24 protein-coding genes are annotated in these 15,158 nt (G+C 56.0%); 19 read left to right on the top strand and 5 right to left on the bottom strand.

Annotation, left to right across the window (positions count from 1 at the left end):
• Nucleotides 1-13 precede the first annotated feature (13 nt).
• The 7 genes from ACB031_RS13845 to ACB031_RS13815 all read left to right on the top strand — a co-directional run bounded on the left by ACB031_RS13845 (nt 14) and on the right by ACB031_RS13815 (nt 3,362).
• Nucleotides 14-712 (top strand): phage antirepressor KilAC domain-containing protein, encoded by a 699-nt coding sequence (locus tag ACB031_RS13845; RefSeq protein WP_371139789.1) that lies wholly within the window; start codon nt 14-16, stop codon nt 710-712.
• A complete protein-coding gene (locus ACB031_RS13840) occupies nt 709-939 on the top strand; it encodes a hypothetical protein (protein WP_076362432.1) in 231 nt (76 codons plus the stop codon). Before ACB031_RS13845 ends, ACB031_RS13840 begins: the two co-directional genes overlap by 4 nt.
• Nucleotides 936-1,142, top strand: a complete 207-nt coding sequence (locus ACB031_RS13835) for a hypothetical protein (RefSeq protein WP_371139788.1) — start codon at nt 936-938, stop codon at nt 1,140-1,142. The genes ACB031_RS13840 and ACB031_RS13835 overlap by 4 nt, the downstream gene beginning before the upstream one ends.
• A gap of 101 nt (nt 1,143-1,243) precedes the next feature.
• On the top strand, nt 1,244-1,627 hold the full coding sequence (locus ACB031_RS13830; protein WP_182951500.1) for a DUF4406 domain-containing protein: 384 nt from the start codon (nt 1,244-1,246) through the stop codon (nt 1,625-1,627).
• Nucleotides 1,628-1,675: 48 nt separating this feature from the next.
• Nucleotides 1,676-2,485, top strand: coding sequence for a Bro-N domain-containing protein (locus ACB031_RS13825; RefSeq protein ID WP_182951501.1), 810 nt, complete (start codon nt 1,676-1,678; stop codon nt 2,483-2,485).
• Nucleotides 2,482-2,772, top strand: coding sequence for a DUF3850 domain-containing protein (locus tag ACB031_RS13820; RefSeq protein WP_323938689.1), 291 nt, complete (start codon nt 2,482-2,484; stop codon nt 2,770-2,772). The genes ACB031_RS13825 and ACB031_RS13820 overlap by 4 nt, the downstream gene beginning before the upstream one ends.
• The gene (locus ACB031_RS13815; protein WP_371139787.1) at nt 2,769-3,362 is read left to right on the top strand and encodes a 3'-5' exonuclease; all 594 of its coding nucleotides are present in this window, start codon (nt 2,769-2,771) and stop codon (nt 3,360-3,362) included. The genes ACB031_RS13820 and ACB031_RS13815 overlap by 4 nt, the downstream gene beginning before the upstream one ends.
• 98 nt (nt 3,363-3,460) lie before the next feature.
• On the opposite strand, the gene ACB031_RS13810 is transcribed toward ACB031_RS13815, so the two are convergent.
• The gene (locus tag ACB031_RS13810) at nt 3,461-4,009 is read right to left on the bottom strand and encodes a hypothetical protein (RefSeq protein ID WP_371139786.1); all 549 of its coding nucleotides are present in this window, start codon (nt 4,007-4,009) and stop codon (nt 3,461-3,463) included.
• 569 nt (nt 4,010-4,578) lie between these two features.
• Here ACB031_RS13810 and ACB031_RS13805 point away from each other — a divergent pair.
• The 4 genes from ACB031_RS13805 (at nt 4,579) to ACB031_RS13790 (ending at nt 6,810) form a co-directional block, all read left to right on the top strand.
• Complete coding sequence (locus tag ACB031_RS13805) at nt 4,579-4,845, top strand: hypothetical protein (protein ID WP_211067171.1); 267 nt, start codon at nt 4,579-4,581, stop codon at nt 4,843-4,845.
• A complete protein-coding gene (locus ACB031_RS13800) occupies nt 4,842-5,831 on the top strand; it encodes a DUF968 domain-containing protein (protein WP_371139785.1) in 990 nt (329 codons plus the stop codon). Before ACB031_RS13805 ends, ACB031_RS13800 begins: the two co-directional genes overlap by 4 nt.
• On the top strand, nt 5,828-6,181 hold the full coding sequence (locus ACB031_RS13795) for a DUF1064 domain-containing protein (protein WP_371139784.1): 354 nt from the start codon (nt 5,828-5,830) through the stop codon (nt 6,179-6,181). Before ACB031_RS13800 ends, ACB031_RS13795 begins: the two co-directional genes overlap by 4 nt.
• Nucleotides 6,182-6,267: 86 nt before the next feature.
• A complete protein-coding gene (locus ACB031_RS13790) occupies nt 6,268-6,810 on the top strand; it encodes an antitermination protein (protein ID WP_371139783.1) in 543 nt (180 codons plus the stop codon).
• Between the two features lie 165 nt (nt 6,811-6,975).
• Here ACB031_RS13790 and ACB031_RS13785 read toward each other — a convergent pair whose 3' ends face one another.
• A complete protein-coding gene (locus ACB031_RS13785) occupies nt 6,976-7,194 on the bottom strand; it encodes a hypothetical protein (protein WP_371139782.1) in 219 nt (72 codons plus the stop codon).
• Nucleotides 7,195-7,669: 475 nt separating this feature from the next.
• On the opposite strand from ACB031_RS13785, the gene ACB031_RS13780 reads away from it, so the two are divergent.
• The gene (locus tag ACB031_RS13780; RefSeq protein ID WP_371139781.1) at nt 7,670-8,068 is read left to right on the top strand and encodes a hypothetical protein; all 399 of its coding nucleotides are present in this window, start codon (nt 7,670-7,672) and stop codon (nt 8,066-8,068) included.
• A 256-nt stretch (nt 8,069-8,324) separates the two neighbouring features.
• Here ACB031_RS13780 and ACB031_RS13775 read toward each other — a convergent pair whose 3' ends face one another.
• The 3 genes from ACB031_RS13775 to umuD all read right to left on the bottom strand — a co-directional run bounded on the left by ACB031_RS13775 (nt 8,325) and on the right by umuD (nt 10,617).
• Entirely contained in the window at nt 8,325-8,810 is a 486-nt protein-coding gene (locus tag ACB031_RS13775) for a hypothetical protein (protein ID WP_371139780.1), read from the bottom strand.
• 106 nt (nt 8,811-8,916) lie between these two features.
• Nucleotides 8,917-10,191 (bottom strand): translesion error-prone DNA polymerase V subunit UmuC, encoded by a 1,275-nt coding sequence (gene umuC, locus ACB031_RS13770; protein ID WP_371139779.1) that lies wholly within the window; start codon nt 10,189-10,191, stop codon nt 8,917-8,919.
• Nucleotides 10,192-10,194: 3 nt separating this feature from the next.
• Nucleotides 10,195-10,617 (bottom strand): translesion error-prone DNA polymerase V autoproteolytic subunit, encoded by a 423-nt coding sequence (umuD, locus tag ACB031_RS13765; protein WP_371139778.1) that lies wholly within the window; start codon nt 10,615-10,617, stop codon nt 10,195-10,197.
• A gap of 1,273 nt (nt 10,618-11,890) precedes the next feature.
• Between umuD and ACB031_RS13760 the strand changes: the two genes are divergently transcribed.
• From ACB031_RS13760 to ACB031_RS13730, 7 genes are all read left to right on the top strand, one after another.
• Complete coding sequence (locus tag ACB031_RS13760; protein ID WP_371139777.1) at nt 11,891-12,268, top strand: hypothetical protein; 378 nt, start codon at nt 11,891-11,893, stop codon at nt 12,266-12,268.
• A 225-nt stretch (nt 12,269-12,493) separates the two neighbouring features.
• Entirely contained in the window at nt 12,494-12,823 is a 330-nt protein-coding gene (locus ACB031_RS13755) for a phage holin family protein (protein WP_124242064.1), read from the top strand.
• Nucleotides 12,810-13,271, top strand: a complete 462-nt coding sequence (locus tag ACB031_RS13750; protein WP_371139776.1) for a glycoside hydrolase family 104 protein — start codon at nt 12,810-12,812, stop codon at nt 13,269-13,271. Before ACB031_RS13755 ends, ACB031_RS13750 begins: the two co-directional genes overlap by 14 nt.
• The gene (locus ACB031_RS13745) at nt 13,268-13,810 is read left to right on the top strand and encodes a DUF2514 family protein (RefSeq protein WP_371139775.1); all 543 of its coding nucleotides are present in this window, start codon (nt 13,268-13,270) and stop codon (nt 13,808-13,810) included. Before ACB031_RS13750 ends, ACB031_RS13745 begins: the two co-directional genes overlap by 4 nt.
• Nucleotides 13,811-13,907: 97 nt before the next feature.
• Nucleotides 13,908-14,192: a hypothetical protein gene (locus tag ACB031_RS13740; RefSeq protein ID WP_182951511.1), complete on the top strand. Its 285-nt coding sequence runs from the start codon at nt 13,908-13,910 to the stop codon at nt 14,190-14,192.
• Between the two features lie 110 nt (nt 14,193-14,302).
• Nucleotides 14,303-14,563 carry an HNH endonuclease gene (locus ACB031_RS13735; RefSeq protein WP_232092738.1) on the top strand — a complete coding sequence of 87 codons (261 nt, stop codon included), beginning with the start codon at nt 14,303-14,305 and terminating at the stop codon, nt 14,561-14,563.
• Between the two features lie 103 nt (nt 14,564-14,666).
• Nucleotides 14,667-15,152, top strand: a complete 486-nt coding sequence (locus ACB031_RS13730) for a phage terminase small subunit P27 family (protein ID WP_033136783.1) — start codon at nt 14,667-14,669, stop codon at nt 15,150-15,152.
• The last annotated feature ends 6 nt before the right edge of the window (nt 15,153-15,158 follow it).

The following is a 15,158-nucleotide window of genomic DNA, read 5'->3' as shown; positions in this document are numbered from 1 at the left end:
TCGGGAGAATGACATGAACGAGATGATGGTGATGGGCGCGGGCCCGATGATGAGTAGCGTGGAGATTGCCGAGCTGACCGGCAAAGAGCACAAGAATGTGCTGGCCGATATCCGCAAGATGCTGGTCGAAATTCAATCGGCTGAAAAGTCAGCCGATTACCTGGACAGCATGGGGCGAGCCCAGCCCTGCTTGATGCTGGACAAGGATGAGAGCCTCTGCCTGGTCGCAGGGTACAGCGCGGTATTGCGCATGCGGATCATCCGCCGCTGGCAGGAGCTGGAGGCACAGCAAGGGCCCAAGGTGCCGCGAACTTACGCCGAGGCTCTGCTCGAGGCAGGGCGTTTGGCAATGGAGCTGGATCAGGCACAAGCAACCATCGCTATCCAGGCGCCAAAAGCTGAGTTTGCCGATCTGGTAGCCGGGGCTGACAAGGGGACATTGATCGGCAATTATGCCAAAACGGTAGGGCTTGGTCCGAAGCAGATTTTCGCCGTGCTGCGTGAGCTGCGGATCCTGATGGGCGGGGGGAATCGCCATAACTTGCCGTTTCAGGAGTATCTGGATCGCGGGTATTTCACTGTGGCCGAAAAGCCTTATGAGGTTCACGGAGAGACTCGCCTTGGATTTCAGCCGCTGATCACCGGCAAGGGCCAGCAGTGGCTGACCAAGCGGTTGATCGACAGCGGGCACCTGAAAGGGATGGCCGCATGATGCATTACTACGCCCAGCACACGGCGACCCGAGATTGGTATGCCCCGGTGCTGACCATCGAGGAGGTGGAGCGCACCAGGGAGGCGGGGATCCCGATCTTTATGGCGCTCTACCAGATTATGGAGTCTGGATTTGATCCGGTGGCCAAGCAGGCTGCCGACGTTGTCGGGGCGGCGCTGACCCGCGCAGCCCGTTACACCACCACCGGGAGGGGGAGGAGCAGATGAGCCTTGAATGGATGTTTCTGGGATTGGCGCTGGCCTGGCTGGCATTGCTGGGGATGGCGTGGCTGACCCTGCGCCAGTGGTTGGCACAGGAGGTGGGCCCTGAACTTGAGTGGGACGAGTTCGAGGATGAGCCGCGGTTGGTAACGGCCTGCCGTGAGCTGAGCGAGCTGGCGGCCAGAACCCGGGAGGCCAGTCATGGCTAAGGCGGGGCTTCTGGTGATGCTGGTGTTTGTGGCGCTGTTCATGGCTGCAAACCTGTCGGCGGGCGCCCCCGCCGTGAACAACCTGGCCGGGGAGGCCCGTGATGACCAATAAGCCACAGGTGGGGGCAGGGCAGATATTGCTGGAAGGGGTAAAGGTCTACGTGGCTGGCCCCATGACCGGTTTGCCGGAGTTCAACCGGCCGGCGTTCTTTGCCGCAGAGGCGCACCTGAAGTCGCTGGGCGCCCAGGTGATGAACCCGGCGATCCTGCCAGATGGTTGGTGCCATGAGGCCTACATGCGGATCGCCATCCCGATGCTGATGGAGTGCGAGGCGGTGGCCTTTCTCCCCGGCTGGCAGCAGAGCAGTGGGGCCCGCCGAGAGTTCACCCGGGCGCAGGCGTTTGGTCTCGATCTGTACCAGTTGAGCGTTGGTGACGTGGCCGGGCAAATCTGGATCAATGGCATTGAACTACTGGATATTTAAACAGTATTATTTGACCAAGGCCTACATCATGACAATCGGGAGAGTGACATGCAGGTGTTGAGTTTTGACAGTGAAGAGTTCGGCAAGGTGCGCCTGATCCAGGAAGATGGGCGAGTGCTGTTCTGCGCTGTCGATGTGTGCAAGGCGTTGGGCTACAGCAATGCGCGGGATGCCGTGAAGCGCCATGTGGATGAAGGGGATGTCGTGAAACGCGACACCCCCACAACCAGCGGGGTGCAGGAGGTTTCTTTCCTCGATGAGGGTGGGGTCTACGCCCTGATCTTCGGCAGCAAGTTGCCGGCGGCAAAGGCCTTCAAGCGGTGGGTCACCGGTGAAGTCCTGCCGTCCTTGCGCACGACCGGCCAGTACCAGGTACCCACCGGTCCGACAGTCAATGTGGAGGCGGTACAGGTCGAGCTGCTGTTTGCCGAGACCGCCGCCCGCATGCTGAACGTCAGCAACTCAGGCAAGCTGGGCATGCTGCAGACCATCCAGCGCCAGCATGGCCTGCCGAACCTGCTGCCCTCCTACGCCATCGACGCGCCGAGCGACGCCACTGACGGCAGTTCGCGTGCCACTTTCTCGGCCACCGAAGGCCTGAAACAGCACGGGGTGACCATGGGGGTGCGCTATTTCAACGCGCTGCTGGAGTCGAAAGGGCTGATCGTCAAGATGAGCCGGCCGTCCAGCAAGACCCCAGACAAGCAGAAGGAGTTCTGGTCGATCACGCCAGCCGGGCTGCGTTATGGCAAGAACATCGTGGATCCGCGCTGCCAGCGTGAGACGGCGCCGCACTGGTACCAGAGCCGCTTTGCCGATCTGCTGGCAAAGGTCGGCCTGGGGAAGGTGGCGGCATGAGCCAGGTCACTCACGAGCTGAAGATCGCTCCCCGCTACTTCGCTGCGGTCATCGCAGGGGATAAGACCTTCGAGATCCGGGATAATAGCGATCGTGACTTCCAAAAGGGTGATCTGGTGGTGCTGCGGGAGTTCGACAGCACTATCAGCTTGGCGGCCACACTTTGTTACACCGGCAAGTCAGTCACCAAAGTGATCACCTACGTCACGGATTACGCACAACAGCCAGGTTTTGTCGTCTTTGCGATGGCAGAGCCGGCTCTTTCTTCTGAGGAGCATGCAGTATGAATACCCCAAGTCTGGTCGCCGTCGTCGATATCGAGACGCTCGGCAAGGGAGCTGATGCTGTGATCGGCTCCATCGGGGTGGTGATTGTCGATGTCACTCGGCTGCAGGCCATTGATGAGTTCTACTGCCGGATCGATCTGGCGCAGGGCCGCCAGCGCGATGACGACACCTTGGCATTCTGGGAGCAGCAAAAGGCGGAGAGCCCAGCAGCCTGGGAGGAGATGTTCGGCAATGCTGGCCGGCTGTTCCTGGTGGATGCGCTGCAGGCGCTGTCCAACTTCTTGTCCCGACACTTCAGCAAGGCGGCCGCCGTCGAGTTGATGGGCAACGGCAGTGAGTTTGACAACGTGCTGCTGGAGGATGCCTACCGGCAGTGGGGTGTGGAGCAGCCATGGTGGTTCAGAGGTAACCAGAGCCTTCGCACTGCCGTCTGGATGGGCCGAGTGCTGCTTGGGATTGACCCCAAGTACCAGCGGCCATTTGAGGGGATCCGCCATCACGCCCTGCATGATGCCCGCCATGAAGCCGCCTACCTGATCGACATCTTGGCCTGCTTCAAACGTCAGCTGGTCAGGGGAGAGGTGGCATAAAGTGCGATTAATTTAGGTGGGTGAGTACTTGTACTGCGATATGAGGTTTTTTGGTGGCTGCTCTGCAGTATGTAAGAGTGTGAGAAGTCCTCACACTCTTACCGATGTGTTAGACGCAGCTTGTGAAGCACATTTTGTTGCGCTGAAATCGTTCTAGCAACAACGCTCTGTGCCATGTCGGTAGGTGTTGCATGGACAAACGTAGGGCTGGTAAAGGCTAGTACCACCCAAAGCCATTTAGTTAGCATCGTAAATAAGAAAAAAATCACTGCCCATGCCGCAGTCCAGATGATGAACAAAAAGCTCATTATTGGGTTGCCAACAACAAGTGTTTCGCCAAATTTAACCATGAATTTGGCAATTACCTCTTTGTTCTCTTGACTCCAATTTTGTCTATGCGCTCTCTTTTTACTGGTGAAAAAACCTACTGGAACAGCAGAAAACATTGATGGGATAGCCCACCAAGAGTCCGCCACATCGTAGCAGGCACTTACCATGCCTTTTTCGGTTTCAGTTAAGTTGTGATCACGAAGCATGGTGTCAAGTAATGCAGCAAGCTCTGCTTTCCTCTTCAGAGCACTGCGTTTGCAGTGGATGAGGTAGGCAAAGAAAAGGCTAACGGCAATAAGGATCAGGATATCATTCATGGTTCTTCTCCACTTGGCACCGGTGGTTGGGACATCCCAACTTCCTGTTGCTGTGAGAATCGCTCCGAAATCTGATGTGAAGTCGGTAAGTTTGCCTTCGCTCTTAGTAATCCAATGAACTTTGCATAAAAAGGATATGAAAAGAGCATTACGAGCAAGACACTGCTGATTATGGGGGCCCTGTCGTACAGCGCTATCAAGAAACTACCTGCCTTTTCTATGGTTGCAGGTAACCAGTCTCCACATAGCTGCTGAGTCACTCTAAATCCCTTTTGTGCATAAAAATCAATTATTTATTGAGTTGTTATTATTGTTCATCGGTCGCGACTAGTGGTCAGAAATGACCACCTTTATGCTTAGAATATAGTAACTGTTACCGAAATTCCAGATGGGTCTGGACTCATACACCCGATGCCTCTCGTTAACCGAAACTTACTTATTTGCAATTTCTTGTGACAGTTCAGGCATGTTTACCATGATTGTTGGTGTGGTAAGGCAGTTTTTGATAACTTATGGTTTCATTTGTGTGTTATTGCCACACAACCACTACCGTGAGGTAAAGGGGTCACATGAGCAGTAAATTCACGAGCCGCAGCGCGGCCAGAGCGCAGCACCTGCAGCAGCAGGCCAACAACCCTGCCGGGGCCGCCATCAATGCCAGCGCCGAGCTGTTCCGTTCCATCGACACCGCCTGCCCGGGCCTGACAGCCGCCGAGGCTGCTCGCCGGGTTATCGCATCCGAAGCAGCCGCCCTGCGCCGCACGGCAAGTTATCAGCTTCTGGCCCGTCTTGGCCCGCTGCTCGATAAGTTGGAGATGGTGGAGAAGCTGGGATGATGCCGACCCATCCGGTCTTTGTGCCAGAGATGGGGGTGGTGCTGCTGAAGGTGGGGGAGGAGCTGGCCAAGCTGCGCACCTCTCTATCCAACCGCCCGGCGGTGCTCGTCCCTGCTCCAGAAGGGGGTGATCTGCTATCCCAGTTCCCTGAGCTGGCCAGGGCCCTGCTCAATCCCGCCATCGTCAAGGCTGCCGGCGGCGAGCTGGCCTTGCGCAGCGTGGGCCAGTGCCTGATCGGCCATGGCTGCATCGGGGAGTCGGTCACCGCCGAGATGGGCGGCCTGCCGCTGCCTCTGTGCTGGCACCACGATAACGAGTTCCGCGACGGCCAGTTGCCGTTCAACCCTGGTCAGCATGCCGAGGCGATCGCCCGGGCGCTGCTGACCAAGGTGGCCGGCTGGTGCGGGGTACAGCTTGCCCAGTTGCAGGCACGGGATCTCTGTTGGTGGGCCAGCGTGTACAAGGTGCAGGGGCATCTGCCGATCGCCGTTGTTCGCCATGCCTGCCGCTTGCCGGCGCTGGAGCCAGAGCGGGTGCTGGTGCCCGGGCGCGGTTATCGGGAGACTGATTCCCGCTATCGGGTGAACCAAGAGGCCCTGCTGGAGCAGGACCCGCTGGCAGAGCTGCGCGGCAGGATCAAGGCCAAGCCGGTGGTGAAGGCCATCGACCCAGAGCCGCCGATGCTGCACATCCCCCGCCCCAAGATGAAGCGGTGGGAGTCGGCCAACTATCTGGCGTTCGTGCGCCAGCTGCCCTGCGTGGTGACCGGCCAGACTGATGGCATCGAGGCACACCACGTGGTGGGGCACGGGCTCAGCGTGATGGGCAGCAAGACCCATGACCTGATGACCTTTCCGCTCTGCCACCAGGCACACATGGAATTGCACAACAATGGCTGGCAGCAGTGGGAGCAAGCCCACGGCAGCCAGCTGGATCACGTCGCGATGACGTTAAACAAGGCCGCCGGCCTGGGAGTGTTTGGATGACGCCATACAGTGGAAGGGTGGTGAAGGCGCGGGCCCGCCCGCAGCCGGTACCGGGCTCGATGAACAAGACCGAGGAGGCCTATGCCGGCCACCTGCGTCAGCTGATGCTGGCAGGGGAGGTGCTGCACTTCGAGTTTGAGCCGCTCAAGCTGCGGCTGGCCGAGAAGACCTTCTACACCCCGGATTTCATGGTGGTGCGCCGGGATGGGCTGATCGAGCTGCACGAAGTGAAAGGGTTCTGGGAGGACGATGCCCGGGTCAAGATCAAGGTGGCCGCCAAGCAGCACTGGATGTTCACCTTCGTCGGGGTACAGCGCAAAGGCGCCGGCTGGTCACTGGAGGCATTCTGATGAGGCTCGAGTACGCAATTTCCATCGGTTCGCCGCGCTCGGTGATGATCCAGGCGATTCAATCTCGTTCGACAGGAGCCAGCCATTTGACCAAGGCGGATGTTCTGGGGGCCCTTGGTCTGGTGCAGAAATACGAGGCCGTTGGCCTGGCACTGGTGATGGCCCGCTACACCAAGGACAAGGAGAGCCACCGCAAGGCGGTGATCGGGGTGATGGCCGAGTGCAGCAAGTTGGCGCCGAAGTACGTGGGGGCCGTCAAGGAGCGCCGGCAAGGTCTGGCACTCAAGGCGGTGGCTGCGCTGGCGGTTCAGCACTTCTGCCGCACCGTGGACACCCCGGGCGCGGCCTGCCACCCGCAGTTCTGCCGGGGGCGCGGGGTGATCCGTGATCTGGAGCTAAGCCGGCTGCACGGCAAGGCCATCGACAAGACCTGTCCGCGCTGCAATGGTACCGGCCTGCGCCCGATCCCGGGCACCCAGGTGCGCCGCGCCATCGAACCCCTGCTTGGCTCCATGACCCGCAATGAGTGGGAACAGCAGTGGTATCCGCTCTATCAGGCGGTGCTGGCATGGTGCCATGTGCAGGAGAGTGAGGTGGAGGCGTTCTACAAGCGAGTGACGGCGGCGTGATGGCGACAATATAGGCTTCAAAGCGCATCGAACGAGCCCATTTTGAGTAAAAAATTTGCTATCTAGGTTGCGCAGAGTTACGTTTACACCGTAAATAGTTTGTCGGCTTGGTTCATTCAAGCTTGCAAAAAATGGTGGCAACCATTAGGTCGCCACCAAAGGTCTTCAGTGACCAAAGATTACACGGTAAGTGTCAATCAATTTGAGTACAGCATCACACCAATTCGTGATGCATATGGGTAGTGCCATAAACAGGAATCCGAAGGCTTGCCACAGCCAAGGTTTCCAGCGATTCCAAAGCCCTTCAGTTCGCAGCTGTTGGGCTTTGTTTTTACTGCTCTCGCAGCTTTTCACCGCACATCGGCGGACTTCCTCTTCTTCCATGCTGCCCTCCTTTTGGGCATTGGTTCATTTTCATTTCACTTATCCTCCCGGATGCTCCAGTTTCGCGTTCTGTAGGTGTAGTGATGTTGTCATTTTGCTCCACCTCACACACGGTAAAACCAAAAACAGCATCGCGCAACAGAGCAGAGCAAGACATTATGTAAGTCCTTATGAGTCCCTGTGGATAACATCTATTTACCTACTGAGCGATTGTACGTTCAGAGTTGCCTGTTGGACAAATCCGACGGTGAAAGGATTGTCTGATGCGTTCTCCTTTTGCAACAAAGCCTTAGCTGTAAAGCTATGATTCAGTAATGTGCTTTTGCCGAAACACGCACTGCTTTTTTGTGTTACTTAAACCAATCTCCTTCCACAATATTTTGTTGTCACGAAACTGAAAAATCGATCAACCCTGAGTGTGTGCAGGAGTTAGACATCGACTAGCTTGATCTGTATTGGAAAATGGATGGGCTCAATGGACAGCAGACTTAGGGAAAAATCCATGATGGTGGCTGGGTGGGGCCTGATCTATGGCGACTTCTTCGACCTGTACGATGTCGCAGCTGCGTTTGACATCACCAGTGCGCAGGCCATCCAGCTGATGAACTACCTGCGGACCTCTGATTGGGTGGACAAGACCGTGAAAGTTCGCCGTGGATTAAGGGAAGAGGGGAAGGCACCAAAGCGCATTTTCATCAAGGTGCTGTGCATTCATCAGGAACCGGCACCCAGGGTGGAGAAGGTCCCGTCAGATCCAAAGTGGAAGCCGATTCAGCAGCGGCTGATAAAGCTGGTGAAGTTGATGCCTTCACCGCGGGGAGGCTCGTTGAAAAAGTCAGTCCAGCCCCTGAGCTATGTGGAGGATGGAGAGTAGGAAGCTTTCTATAAGAAAGCGATTATGGTGTCACCAGTCCAACTGGTCTGACCACTAGAGTAATAGGATTCTATTATACTGACCTTGTCGATACTGACCGGAACCCCTTGGGGGTATCGATGTCGGAGCCATGTAACTGAAAGCAAATTAGTGTTTATGGTTCCCCCAGCCTGTGAGCGGGGTAAATAGACTAGGCCGGATTACTTTCACTCAGTTTGAGTGGCAAACAAAGCGCATTATGCGCTTTTTTTGTTTCTTATAGAGCAGATTGATTGTTATTTCTTCTGCTTAGAATCCAGCTTACCTTCTTTGGCTTCCCCTTTGGCACAGTGCCCTTCCCCCATTGATCGAGCTCGTACGCGGATACGATTTTAAGCTTCAGTGTGTCTTCGGTGCCTTCGGGCTTGTTGATATCAAAGAAGATTGCGTAGTCGTACGCCTCCATGTAGTGGTACTGCTCATTCCTTTTTTTGTTAAGATAGGGAATTGCGTAAGAAGTGATAAAGTTTTTTTCGATTAGGCCTCTAAGTTGAAAGCTCGCTTTATACCTTTCCTCCGACCAGTATCTTTCCTCATGTTTAAATGGCATGCGGAAACCACCTTTTTCATCTGTAAAACAATGACTTAAAAAACTAACGATAAGCTCTATATCCCTGCTATCAACATTTACAGTCATGACGAAACTGCCAAGATGTGACAGATCTCTGAACTCCCCCTCAATTTCAAATCCCCGCCAACTCACTGTTTTTAATCCCTTTAACCATCAAATTTTGAGATAGGCGCCAGTATATCTCAGCCTTGTAGTACTGCGTAACAGTTGTTGGTCTCTCAATAGAGAGAATTCATAACTAAATTATTACGTTAGGAAGTTCGTTAAGGTTGGTTGTATAGCGTGGACTGAGCTGTTCTCGCTTCATCATCCACTCTCTGGTGTCCCGGCCGCGAGCCGCAAAGTAGACCTTCCCCAACCGCCCTCTGTTGATCTTGTCGATGACCTGCATCAGCGCCTCACTGCGTGGGGCTTGCTGGTCGCCGGCGAACAGATCGCCCTGCTGCATGCCCATCGGGGTGAAGTCGGCCAGCATCACGCCTCCTTTCTGGTACCGCTGCTCATCTCGCCAGATACGGGGGAGCAGGGCAGGTATCTGGGCCAGTAGTGCCCGGGTGTCATGGGTGGGCATGGCCAACCTGGTGCTCACCTGGTTGCCATAATAAGGTGCCTTGTCGCTGAATGGGCTGGTACGGATGAACAGGGTGACATGGCGGCAGCACATGCCCTCGGCTCGCAGCTTTTCTGCTGCCCGTTCCATATAGCCGGCGAGCGCCTGGTGCATGGGGCCGATCTGGGTGATTCGTTCCCCGAAACTTCGGCTGCAGATTATCTGCTGTTTGGCCTGCGCAAGCTGCTCGAGGTCAGCACAGGGGATCCCCCGCAGCTCCTGCACCGTTCTCTCCACCACGACCCCATATTGGCGCCGCAGGCTCTTGGGGTCGGCAGCGACCAGTTCGGCCACAGTGCGGATCCCCTGAGACTCCAGTTTGGCCGTCAGCCGCCGGCCAATCCCCCATACTTCCTCTATCGGGGTGATGGCCATCAGCCTGGCCCGCCGGTCTTCATCGCGCAGGTCCACCACGCCACCGGTGGCCGGCCACTTCTTGGCGGCATAGTTGGCAAGCTTGGCCAGCGTCTTGGTGGGGCCGATGCCGACGCCTACGGTGAGGCCCGTCCACTGCTGCACCCGTTCGCGGATCTGTCGGCCATAGGCCACCAGGTCGCCGGCCCAGCTTTCGCTCAGCTCAACAAACGCCTCGTCAATGCTGTAGACCTCCACTGCTGGCGCCATCCCTTCCAGGATGGTCATCACCCGCTGGGACATGTCGCCATAGAGGGCATAGTTGCTGGAGAACCAGATCCCGCCCATCGCCTCGAAGAACTGGCGGATCTGGAAGTAGGGGACCCCCATTTTGATGCCAATGGCTTTTGCCTCTGCCGAGCGGGCCACCACGCAGCCATCATTGTTGGAGAGCACCACGATGGGCCGGCCCTTCAGATCAGGCCGAAACAGGCGTTCGCAGGAGGCGTAGAAGTTGTTCACATCTACCAGGGCGATGGCGGTGGGCATGGTCTACCCCAGCTTGGTCTTGTGGAGCACGAAAGTGACAACGCCGAATATCTCCAGCTCCTGCCCTTCTTGCGGATAAATCGGAGGAAAATCGGGGTTGGCCGGCAGCAGGGCGGGCCGGGGCGTTTCCTGCAGTTCCTTGACGGTGAACTCGCCATCCAGGCAGGCCAGCACAATGGCGCCGTGGCGGGCCTTTACCGCCCTGTCGATAACCAGCAGGTCACCGTCATGGATCCCCTTCCTGACCATGCTGTGCCCACTGGCGCGCACGTAGAAGGTGGCGGCAGGATGCTCGATGCAGATCTGGTTCAGGTCGATGGTCTGTTCCACATAGTCTTGGGCCGGGCTGGGGAAGCCACAGGCGACAGGCGACAGGAACAGCGGCAGCTCAAGGCTGTCGGGTGATGGGTGCGGGATAGCAAGCATGGTTCTGACTCTTACTGTGTTTTTGTACAGTATAGCAAGGGCCCTTGCCGTCCGCATCAGGTGCCAGTTGGGTTAACGCGGGTTTGCCCAGGCAGCCTTTCACTCCATTAAAATCATTTTAGCGGCTAAAAATGTACTGTTGTGACAAACCCATATTCTGTATCGGAAAACATTTTTAAAATACTATATAAGCAATGCATAGATGCTTTAGGGGGCGACAGGCTTGTGCCGTTAAAGTGTTTAAGCAACTAACTCACTTAAACTCTTTTTCGTGGCGGATGATGCTACTCTTAAAATCATTTTATAGCATCCGCCAATGGTTACTTTTGGTGCACATGAACACCCTAACAATCAATATTAAAAATCTGATGCTGAACAACCGGCCATGATTATTTGATTTTGTGATGATATCATCATGCTGAGCTCACAAAAGTAGATAGTCCATTAAAGTCAGGTGGCATGCAGGTTCTGAGGTAGTTGAGGTGATCGTGTTGGTTCGATTGGGGCTGATGCGCCCGGCGCCGGCCCCCATCAAGATTGCAATCTTGATTGGTAATCAGCCTAAAAGCCTTTAATGCAGCTGTGTTGGCGTGAGTGGCCAGCAACCATGGTTTGATGCGATGGATAAGGCCAGTTAGGCCGACCATGATGTAGCGGATGGTGGCAATGTTTATATCAGGTATAAAAAACATTGTTATCTATTATTGTCGTGACACTTCAATGATGGATAGTCTGATATTTCACGTATTGCTTTTATGTATTACATAAACTCACGTTCATAAATTTCTTAACTATAATCTACAGGCAGTAGAAAAATGCTACAGAGAGTAGCTTTGTTCCGATGGAACAATTTTCATCGCTCGATTTTGTTAATAAAGAACTTTCCGAAATCAGTTGACAGACTCAATTTCAGATCTGTAAATTATGAGCACTGGCAGCTCCTGCCGAATAACTGACGCATTCAATTTTTATCCGAGCAGGTGATGCCGGAGGCCCGTTATTATGTTGACGAATGATTATTCCCTACATTATTGGCTGGGGAGAGGTATTTTCGCATGCGAAACTCACGAAGGAAGCTTTGTCGAATTTCGTGTTGGACAATTGCTTAGTGATGGAAATTCGGCGCTCTTGAAATTGCTGATTGAGCAGGAGAGGTGTGGGAGAGATATGGGAGCTGGCAGGGTAGAACTGACCGCTTTGCAGCAGATGGCAAACGCCGGAGGATGTAGTTGCACGCTGGTTGATACAACAAAACTGAGTTTGAGGAAACAATATGAATATCAAAATGTTGGGAGCCATAGGCGGGGCCATGTTTGTGGCTGGGTATGGGATGTACTTTCTAACAAATGGATTCGGAGCGGTGATGGGAACTGAGAATTACATCTCACACTCGCAGGCCGTAATGTGTGTGGAAGGTCTTAATGGTATCTTACCTAGTGACCAGGCTGAGCAGTGTGCATCACTGTTTACCACGCCTAGCCGATGGATAAAACGCACAGCAGACGGATATGCGATCATGGCAGGCATGCAGATGAGCCGCTATGACATAAGTCAGATCCACCATGCCGTAGTGATTGGCGCCCCGGAACGAATGGCCAAGGCTGAATCATTCGATACGTGGTGGGAAAAACAGCCAGTGAAAGGTAGTTGACAGTAAAAAGCAATTTTGTGTAGAGTGAAACCCAATGATGGAAGACTGCACCCGAAAGGGGGCGGTCTTTTTTCTATTTTGTTTCCAAACCTCGGCTTAGCCGGGGTTTTTTCGTTTCTGGGCCCTGCGGGGAGGTAGGTATGTAGATGTCTGAAGCAGCCCTTGTTCCGCTTGGCCTGTCATCCATGCGCGAGCCATGTTGCGGTTTTGCCGTGGAGGTAAGTTATGACGCCTGATAAAGACCCTCAAAGCTACAGCCTTCTGGCCTATCTGGCATTCGGCGGCTTGAGTGTGTGGGGCGGTCTGGTTGCCTATATACAGACCATCCGGCGCGAGGGGCGTCCCTTTGCGTGGCGCGAGGCGGCAGCGCAGGTGGCGGTTTCCGGTTTTGCCGGGATGCTGACCATGCTGCTGAGTTGGTATATGCACGTGCCGATCCCGCTGTGCGGCTTTATGTCAGGCTTGGCAGGATTGATGGGCTCCAAGGCGCTGGCGATTTATGAAAAGCGTGCAGCCAGCTGGATGGGTGAGGGTGGTAAAAATGGCTCGAATTAAGTGCAGCCGCAATCTGGCGGCCTTTCTCGATATGCTGGCATTCAGCGAAGGAACCATCGGCCGTGGTGATGATGGCTATGACAAGCTGGTCAACCCGGGCAAGACCTTTGCGAGCTATGCCGAGCACCCGAACGTGTCTATCCAGGTGGCGCCGGGGCTGAAAAGTACGGCGGCCGGCCGCTATCAGTTTCTGAGCAAGCACTGGCTGCACTACAAGGTGCAACTAGCGCTGCCGGACTTCGGCCCGGTATCTCAAGACACGTGGGCGATTCAGCTGATCCGCGAGCGGCGAGCGCTGGCCGATGTCGAGGCTGGCCGTATCGGTGTAGCGATCGACAAGTGCAGCAATATCTGGGCGTCTTTGCCGGGTGCTGGCTACAACCAGCCGGAGCACTCCAAAGAGAAGCTACTCGCCAAGTTCCAGGAGCTCGGCGGGGTACTGGCATGAATGCGGTTCGCCTGTTTCTAAAGGCGCACCCTGTATTGTGGTTTTTGCTGCGCCAGGCAGTGATGTTCTTTCTGGCGTGGCTTCTTTATCAGCAAGGCTACTCGAGCGGATCACACGAAAAAGAGCTGGAGTGGTCGGCCAAGTGGGATAAGCAGTCGGCCGAACTGGCGACGGCAAGGGCCAATGCCGAGATTGCTGCCCGCGAGGCTGAGCAGCGCCGTCAGGCTGATATGGATAAGGTGAGACAAGATGCAGAAAAACAGATCGCCAATGCTGAACGCGACGCTGCTGTCGCTGACGCTGCTGCTGTCGTCCTGCGCGAGCAAGCCAGCCGTCTTGCTCTCAGAGCCAGTCAGTGCGCCAGCCATTCCGGCACTGCCCAGTCAGGCGATGCAGCCGGACAGTCCGCCGTGGTGCTCGCCGACCTGCTCGGCCGGGCTGATGCGCGAGCGGGAGAGCTGGCAAGAGCGTATGACCGCGCTCGAGCATCAGGCTTGGCCTGCCAAAGAGCCTACCTCTCCCTGACCAATCCCGATTAACCGAATTGCCGCGCCGAGTCACTCTCCAAACTGACGGGTCGTCCCGTGTAACCGCGCCCGGTGCGGCGCCCTATTTTGTCCATCGCAGAGACCCATCATGGAAAACCAACACCGCCAGATCAAAGGTTACCGCGAGCTGAGCCAGCAAGAGATAGACCTGATGAACCGCATCAAGGAGAAGGGAACTGAGCTGCTGGCGCTGCAATCCGAGCTGGCGGCCATGATTGGTCAGCAGCATTTCGACAAGTCGCATGGACCAGTAGATGAGTTCGAGCGCTTTGAGGCTGCAGAGCCGATGCGCTGGGCGAACATCGGTAAGACCGACATACAAACTGGCATCATGGCGCTGGTTCGAGCTGTAGCTCAGCCTGCTGGCGTCTGATGCCTCCACGTATCAAGCAGATCTGCCGGGCCAAAGGGTGTCACGCCCTGACTGATAACCCTGGCGGGTATTGTGCCGATCATGCGGGTCAGGCTGTCGGATGGCGGCGTGTGGCTGCCAAGTCATCGGCAGAGCGTGGCTATGGTGCCAGCTGGCGCAAGCGGCGCGAGCGAATCATGCAGCGCGACCGCGGGCTGTGTCAGCCCTGCGTTCGCAAGGGGATCATCACCCAAGCCTATGCCGTTGACCACATCGTGCCAAAGGCCACAGGCGGCACGGATGACGATAGCAACCTCGAGGCCATCTGCCGGTGCTGCCACAAGCAGAAGACACAGCAGGAGGCCTCTGCTGGCCGCCATGGGCAATCCTGATGGGGTAGGGGGGGATCAAATCCTTCCAGCTTTTCGCCTCTGTGACTGCCAGCCCGGTCGAATTTTTATACCCGCGAAATTAAAAATTTAAATGGAGGGCGCGATGGCAGGGGCACCAAGAGCGCCTGGTCAAGGTCGCAAGCCCAAACCGACGGCGCTGAAGCGGCTGGCCGGTAACCCCGGCAAGCGCTCGCTGAACAACGCCGAGCCCACCTTCACCCCGCTGCTCTATGTCGAATGCCCTGAATGGCTGGCAGAGGATCAGTGGGCCCCGACCATGTGGGACATGGTGATCCGTGAGCTCTGCGGTGCCGAGGTGCTCTGTGTCACCGACCTGCACAACCTCGAGGCCTTCTGCGCGGCATACTCGCGCTGGCGCAGAGCTGAAATCGAGATCGCCAAACACGGCCTGGTTGTCGAAGGGGCAACCGGCGGGCCGGTCAAAAACCCCGCCTGTACGGTGGCCAACGAATCACTCAAGCAGATGACCAGCTACGGATCGCTGCTTGGGCTGGACCCATCCAGCCGCTCACGCCTGATCGGGGGCAACAAGAAACAGGGAGGGGGGAACCCGTTCGCAGCTTTGTAGGGATGA

This window comes from Aeromonas sp. S8(2024) (assembly GCF_041403085.1).
GTDB lineage: Bacteria > Pseudomonadota > Gammaproteobacteria > Enterobacterales > Aeromonadaceae > Aeromonas > Aeromonas dhakensis.
The sequence above is the reverse complement of the archived record's forward strand: the minus strand, read 5'-3'. Positions and strand labels throughout refer to the sequence as shown.

What these genes read in the sequence shown, in the direction of transcription:
- ACB031_RS13845 (WP_371139789.1), top strand. Translation starts at nt 14, where the DNA reads ATGAACGAGATGATGGTGATGGGCGCGGGCCCGATGATGAGTAGCGTG.
- ACB031_RS13840 (WP_076362432.1), top strand. Translation starts at nt 709, where the DNA reads ATGATGCATTACTACGCCCAGCACACGGCGACCCGAGATTGGTATGCC.
- ACB031_RS13835 (WP_371139788.1), top strand. Translation starts at nt 936, where the DNA reads ATGAGCCTTGAATGGATGTTTCTGGGATTGGCGCTGGCCTGGCTGGCA.
- ACB031_RS13830 (WP_182951500.1), top strand. Translation starts at nt 1,244, where the DNA reads ATGACCAATAAGCCACAGGTGGGGGCAGGGCAGATATTGCTGGAAGGG.
- ACB031_RS13825 (WP_182951501.1), top strand. Translation starts at nt 1,676, where the DNA reads ATGCAGGTGTTGAGTTTTGACAGTGAAGAGTTCGGCAAGGTGCGCCTG.
- ACB031_RS13820 (WP_323938689.1), top strand. Translation starts at nt 2,482, where the DNA reads ATGAGCCAGGTCACTCACGAGCTGAAGATCGCTCCCCGCTACTTCGCT.
- ACB031_RS13815 (WP_371139787.1), top strand. Translation starts at nt 2,769, where the DNA reads ATGAATACCCCAAGTCTGGTCGCCGTCGTCGATATCGAGACGCTCGGC.
- ACB031_RS13810 (WP_371139786.1), bottom strand. Translation starts at nt 4,009, where the DNA reads ATGAATGATATCCTGATCCTTATTGCCGTTAGCCTTTTCTTTGCCTAC.
- ACB031_RS13805 (WP_211067171.1), top strand. Translation starts at nt 4,579, where the DNA reads ATGAGCAGTAAATTCACGAGCCGCAGCGCGGCCAGAGCGCAGCACCTG.
- ACB031_RS13800 (WP_371139785.1), top strand. Translation starts at nt 4,842, where the DNA reads ATGATGCCGACCCATCCGGTCTTTGTGCCAGAGATGGGGGTGGTGCTG.
- ACB031_RS13795 (WP_371139784.1), top strand. Translation starts at nt 5,828, where the DNA reads ATGACGCCATACAGTGGAAGGGTGGTGAAGGCGCGGGCCCGCCCGCAG.
- ACB031_RS13785 (WP_371139782.1), bottom strand. Translation starts at nt 7,194, where the DNA reads ATGGAAGAAGAGGAAGTCCGCCGATGTGCGGTGAAAAGCTGCGAGAGC.
- ACB031_RS13780 (WP_371139781.1), top strand. Translation starts at nt 7,670, where the DNA reads ATGGACAGCAGACTTAGGGAAAAATCCATGATGGTGGCTGGGTGGGGC.
- umuC (WP_371139779.1), bottom strand. Translation starts at nt 10,191, where the DNA reads ATGCCCACCGCCATCGCCCTGGTAGATGTGAACAACTTCTACGCCTCC.
- umuD (WP_371139778.1), bottom strand. Translation starts at nt 10,617, where the DNA reads ATGCTTGCTATCCCGCACCCATCACCCGACAGCCTTGAGCTGCCGCTG.
- ACB031_RS13760 (WP_371139777.1), top strand. Translation starts at nt 11,891, where the DNA reads ATGAATATCAAAATGTTGGGAGCCATAGGCGGGGCCATGTTTGTGGCT.
- ACB031_RS13755 (WP_124242064.1), top strand. Translation starts at nt 12,494, where the DNA reads ATGACGCCTGATAAAGACCCTCAAAGCTACAGCCTTCTGGCCTATCTG.
- ACB031_RS13750 (WP_371139776.1), top strand. Translation starts at nt 12,810, where the DNA reads ATGGCTCGAATTAAGTGCAGCCGCAATCTGGCGGCCTTTCTCGATATG.
- ACB031_RS13745 (WP_371139775.1), top strand. Translation starts at nt 13,268, where the DNA reads ATGAATGCGGTTCGCCTGTTTCTAAAGGCGCACCCTGTATTGTGGTTT.
- ACB031_RS13740 (WP_182951511.1), top strand. Translation starts at nt 13,908, where the DNA reads ATGGAAAACCAACACCGCCAGATCAAAGGTTACCGCGAGCTGAGCCAG.
- ACB031_RS13730 (WP_033136783.1), top strand. Translation starts at nt 14,667, where the DNA reads ATGGCAGGGGCACCAAGAGCGCCTGGTCAAGGTCGCAAGCCCAAACCG.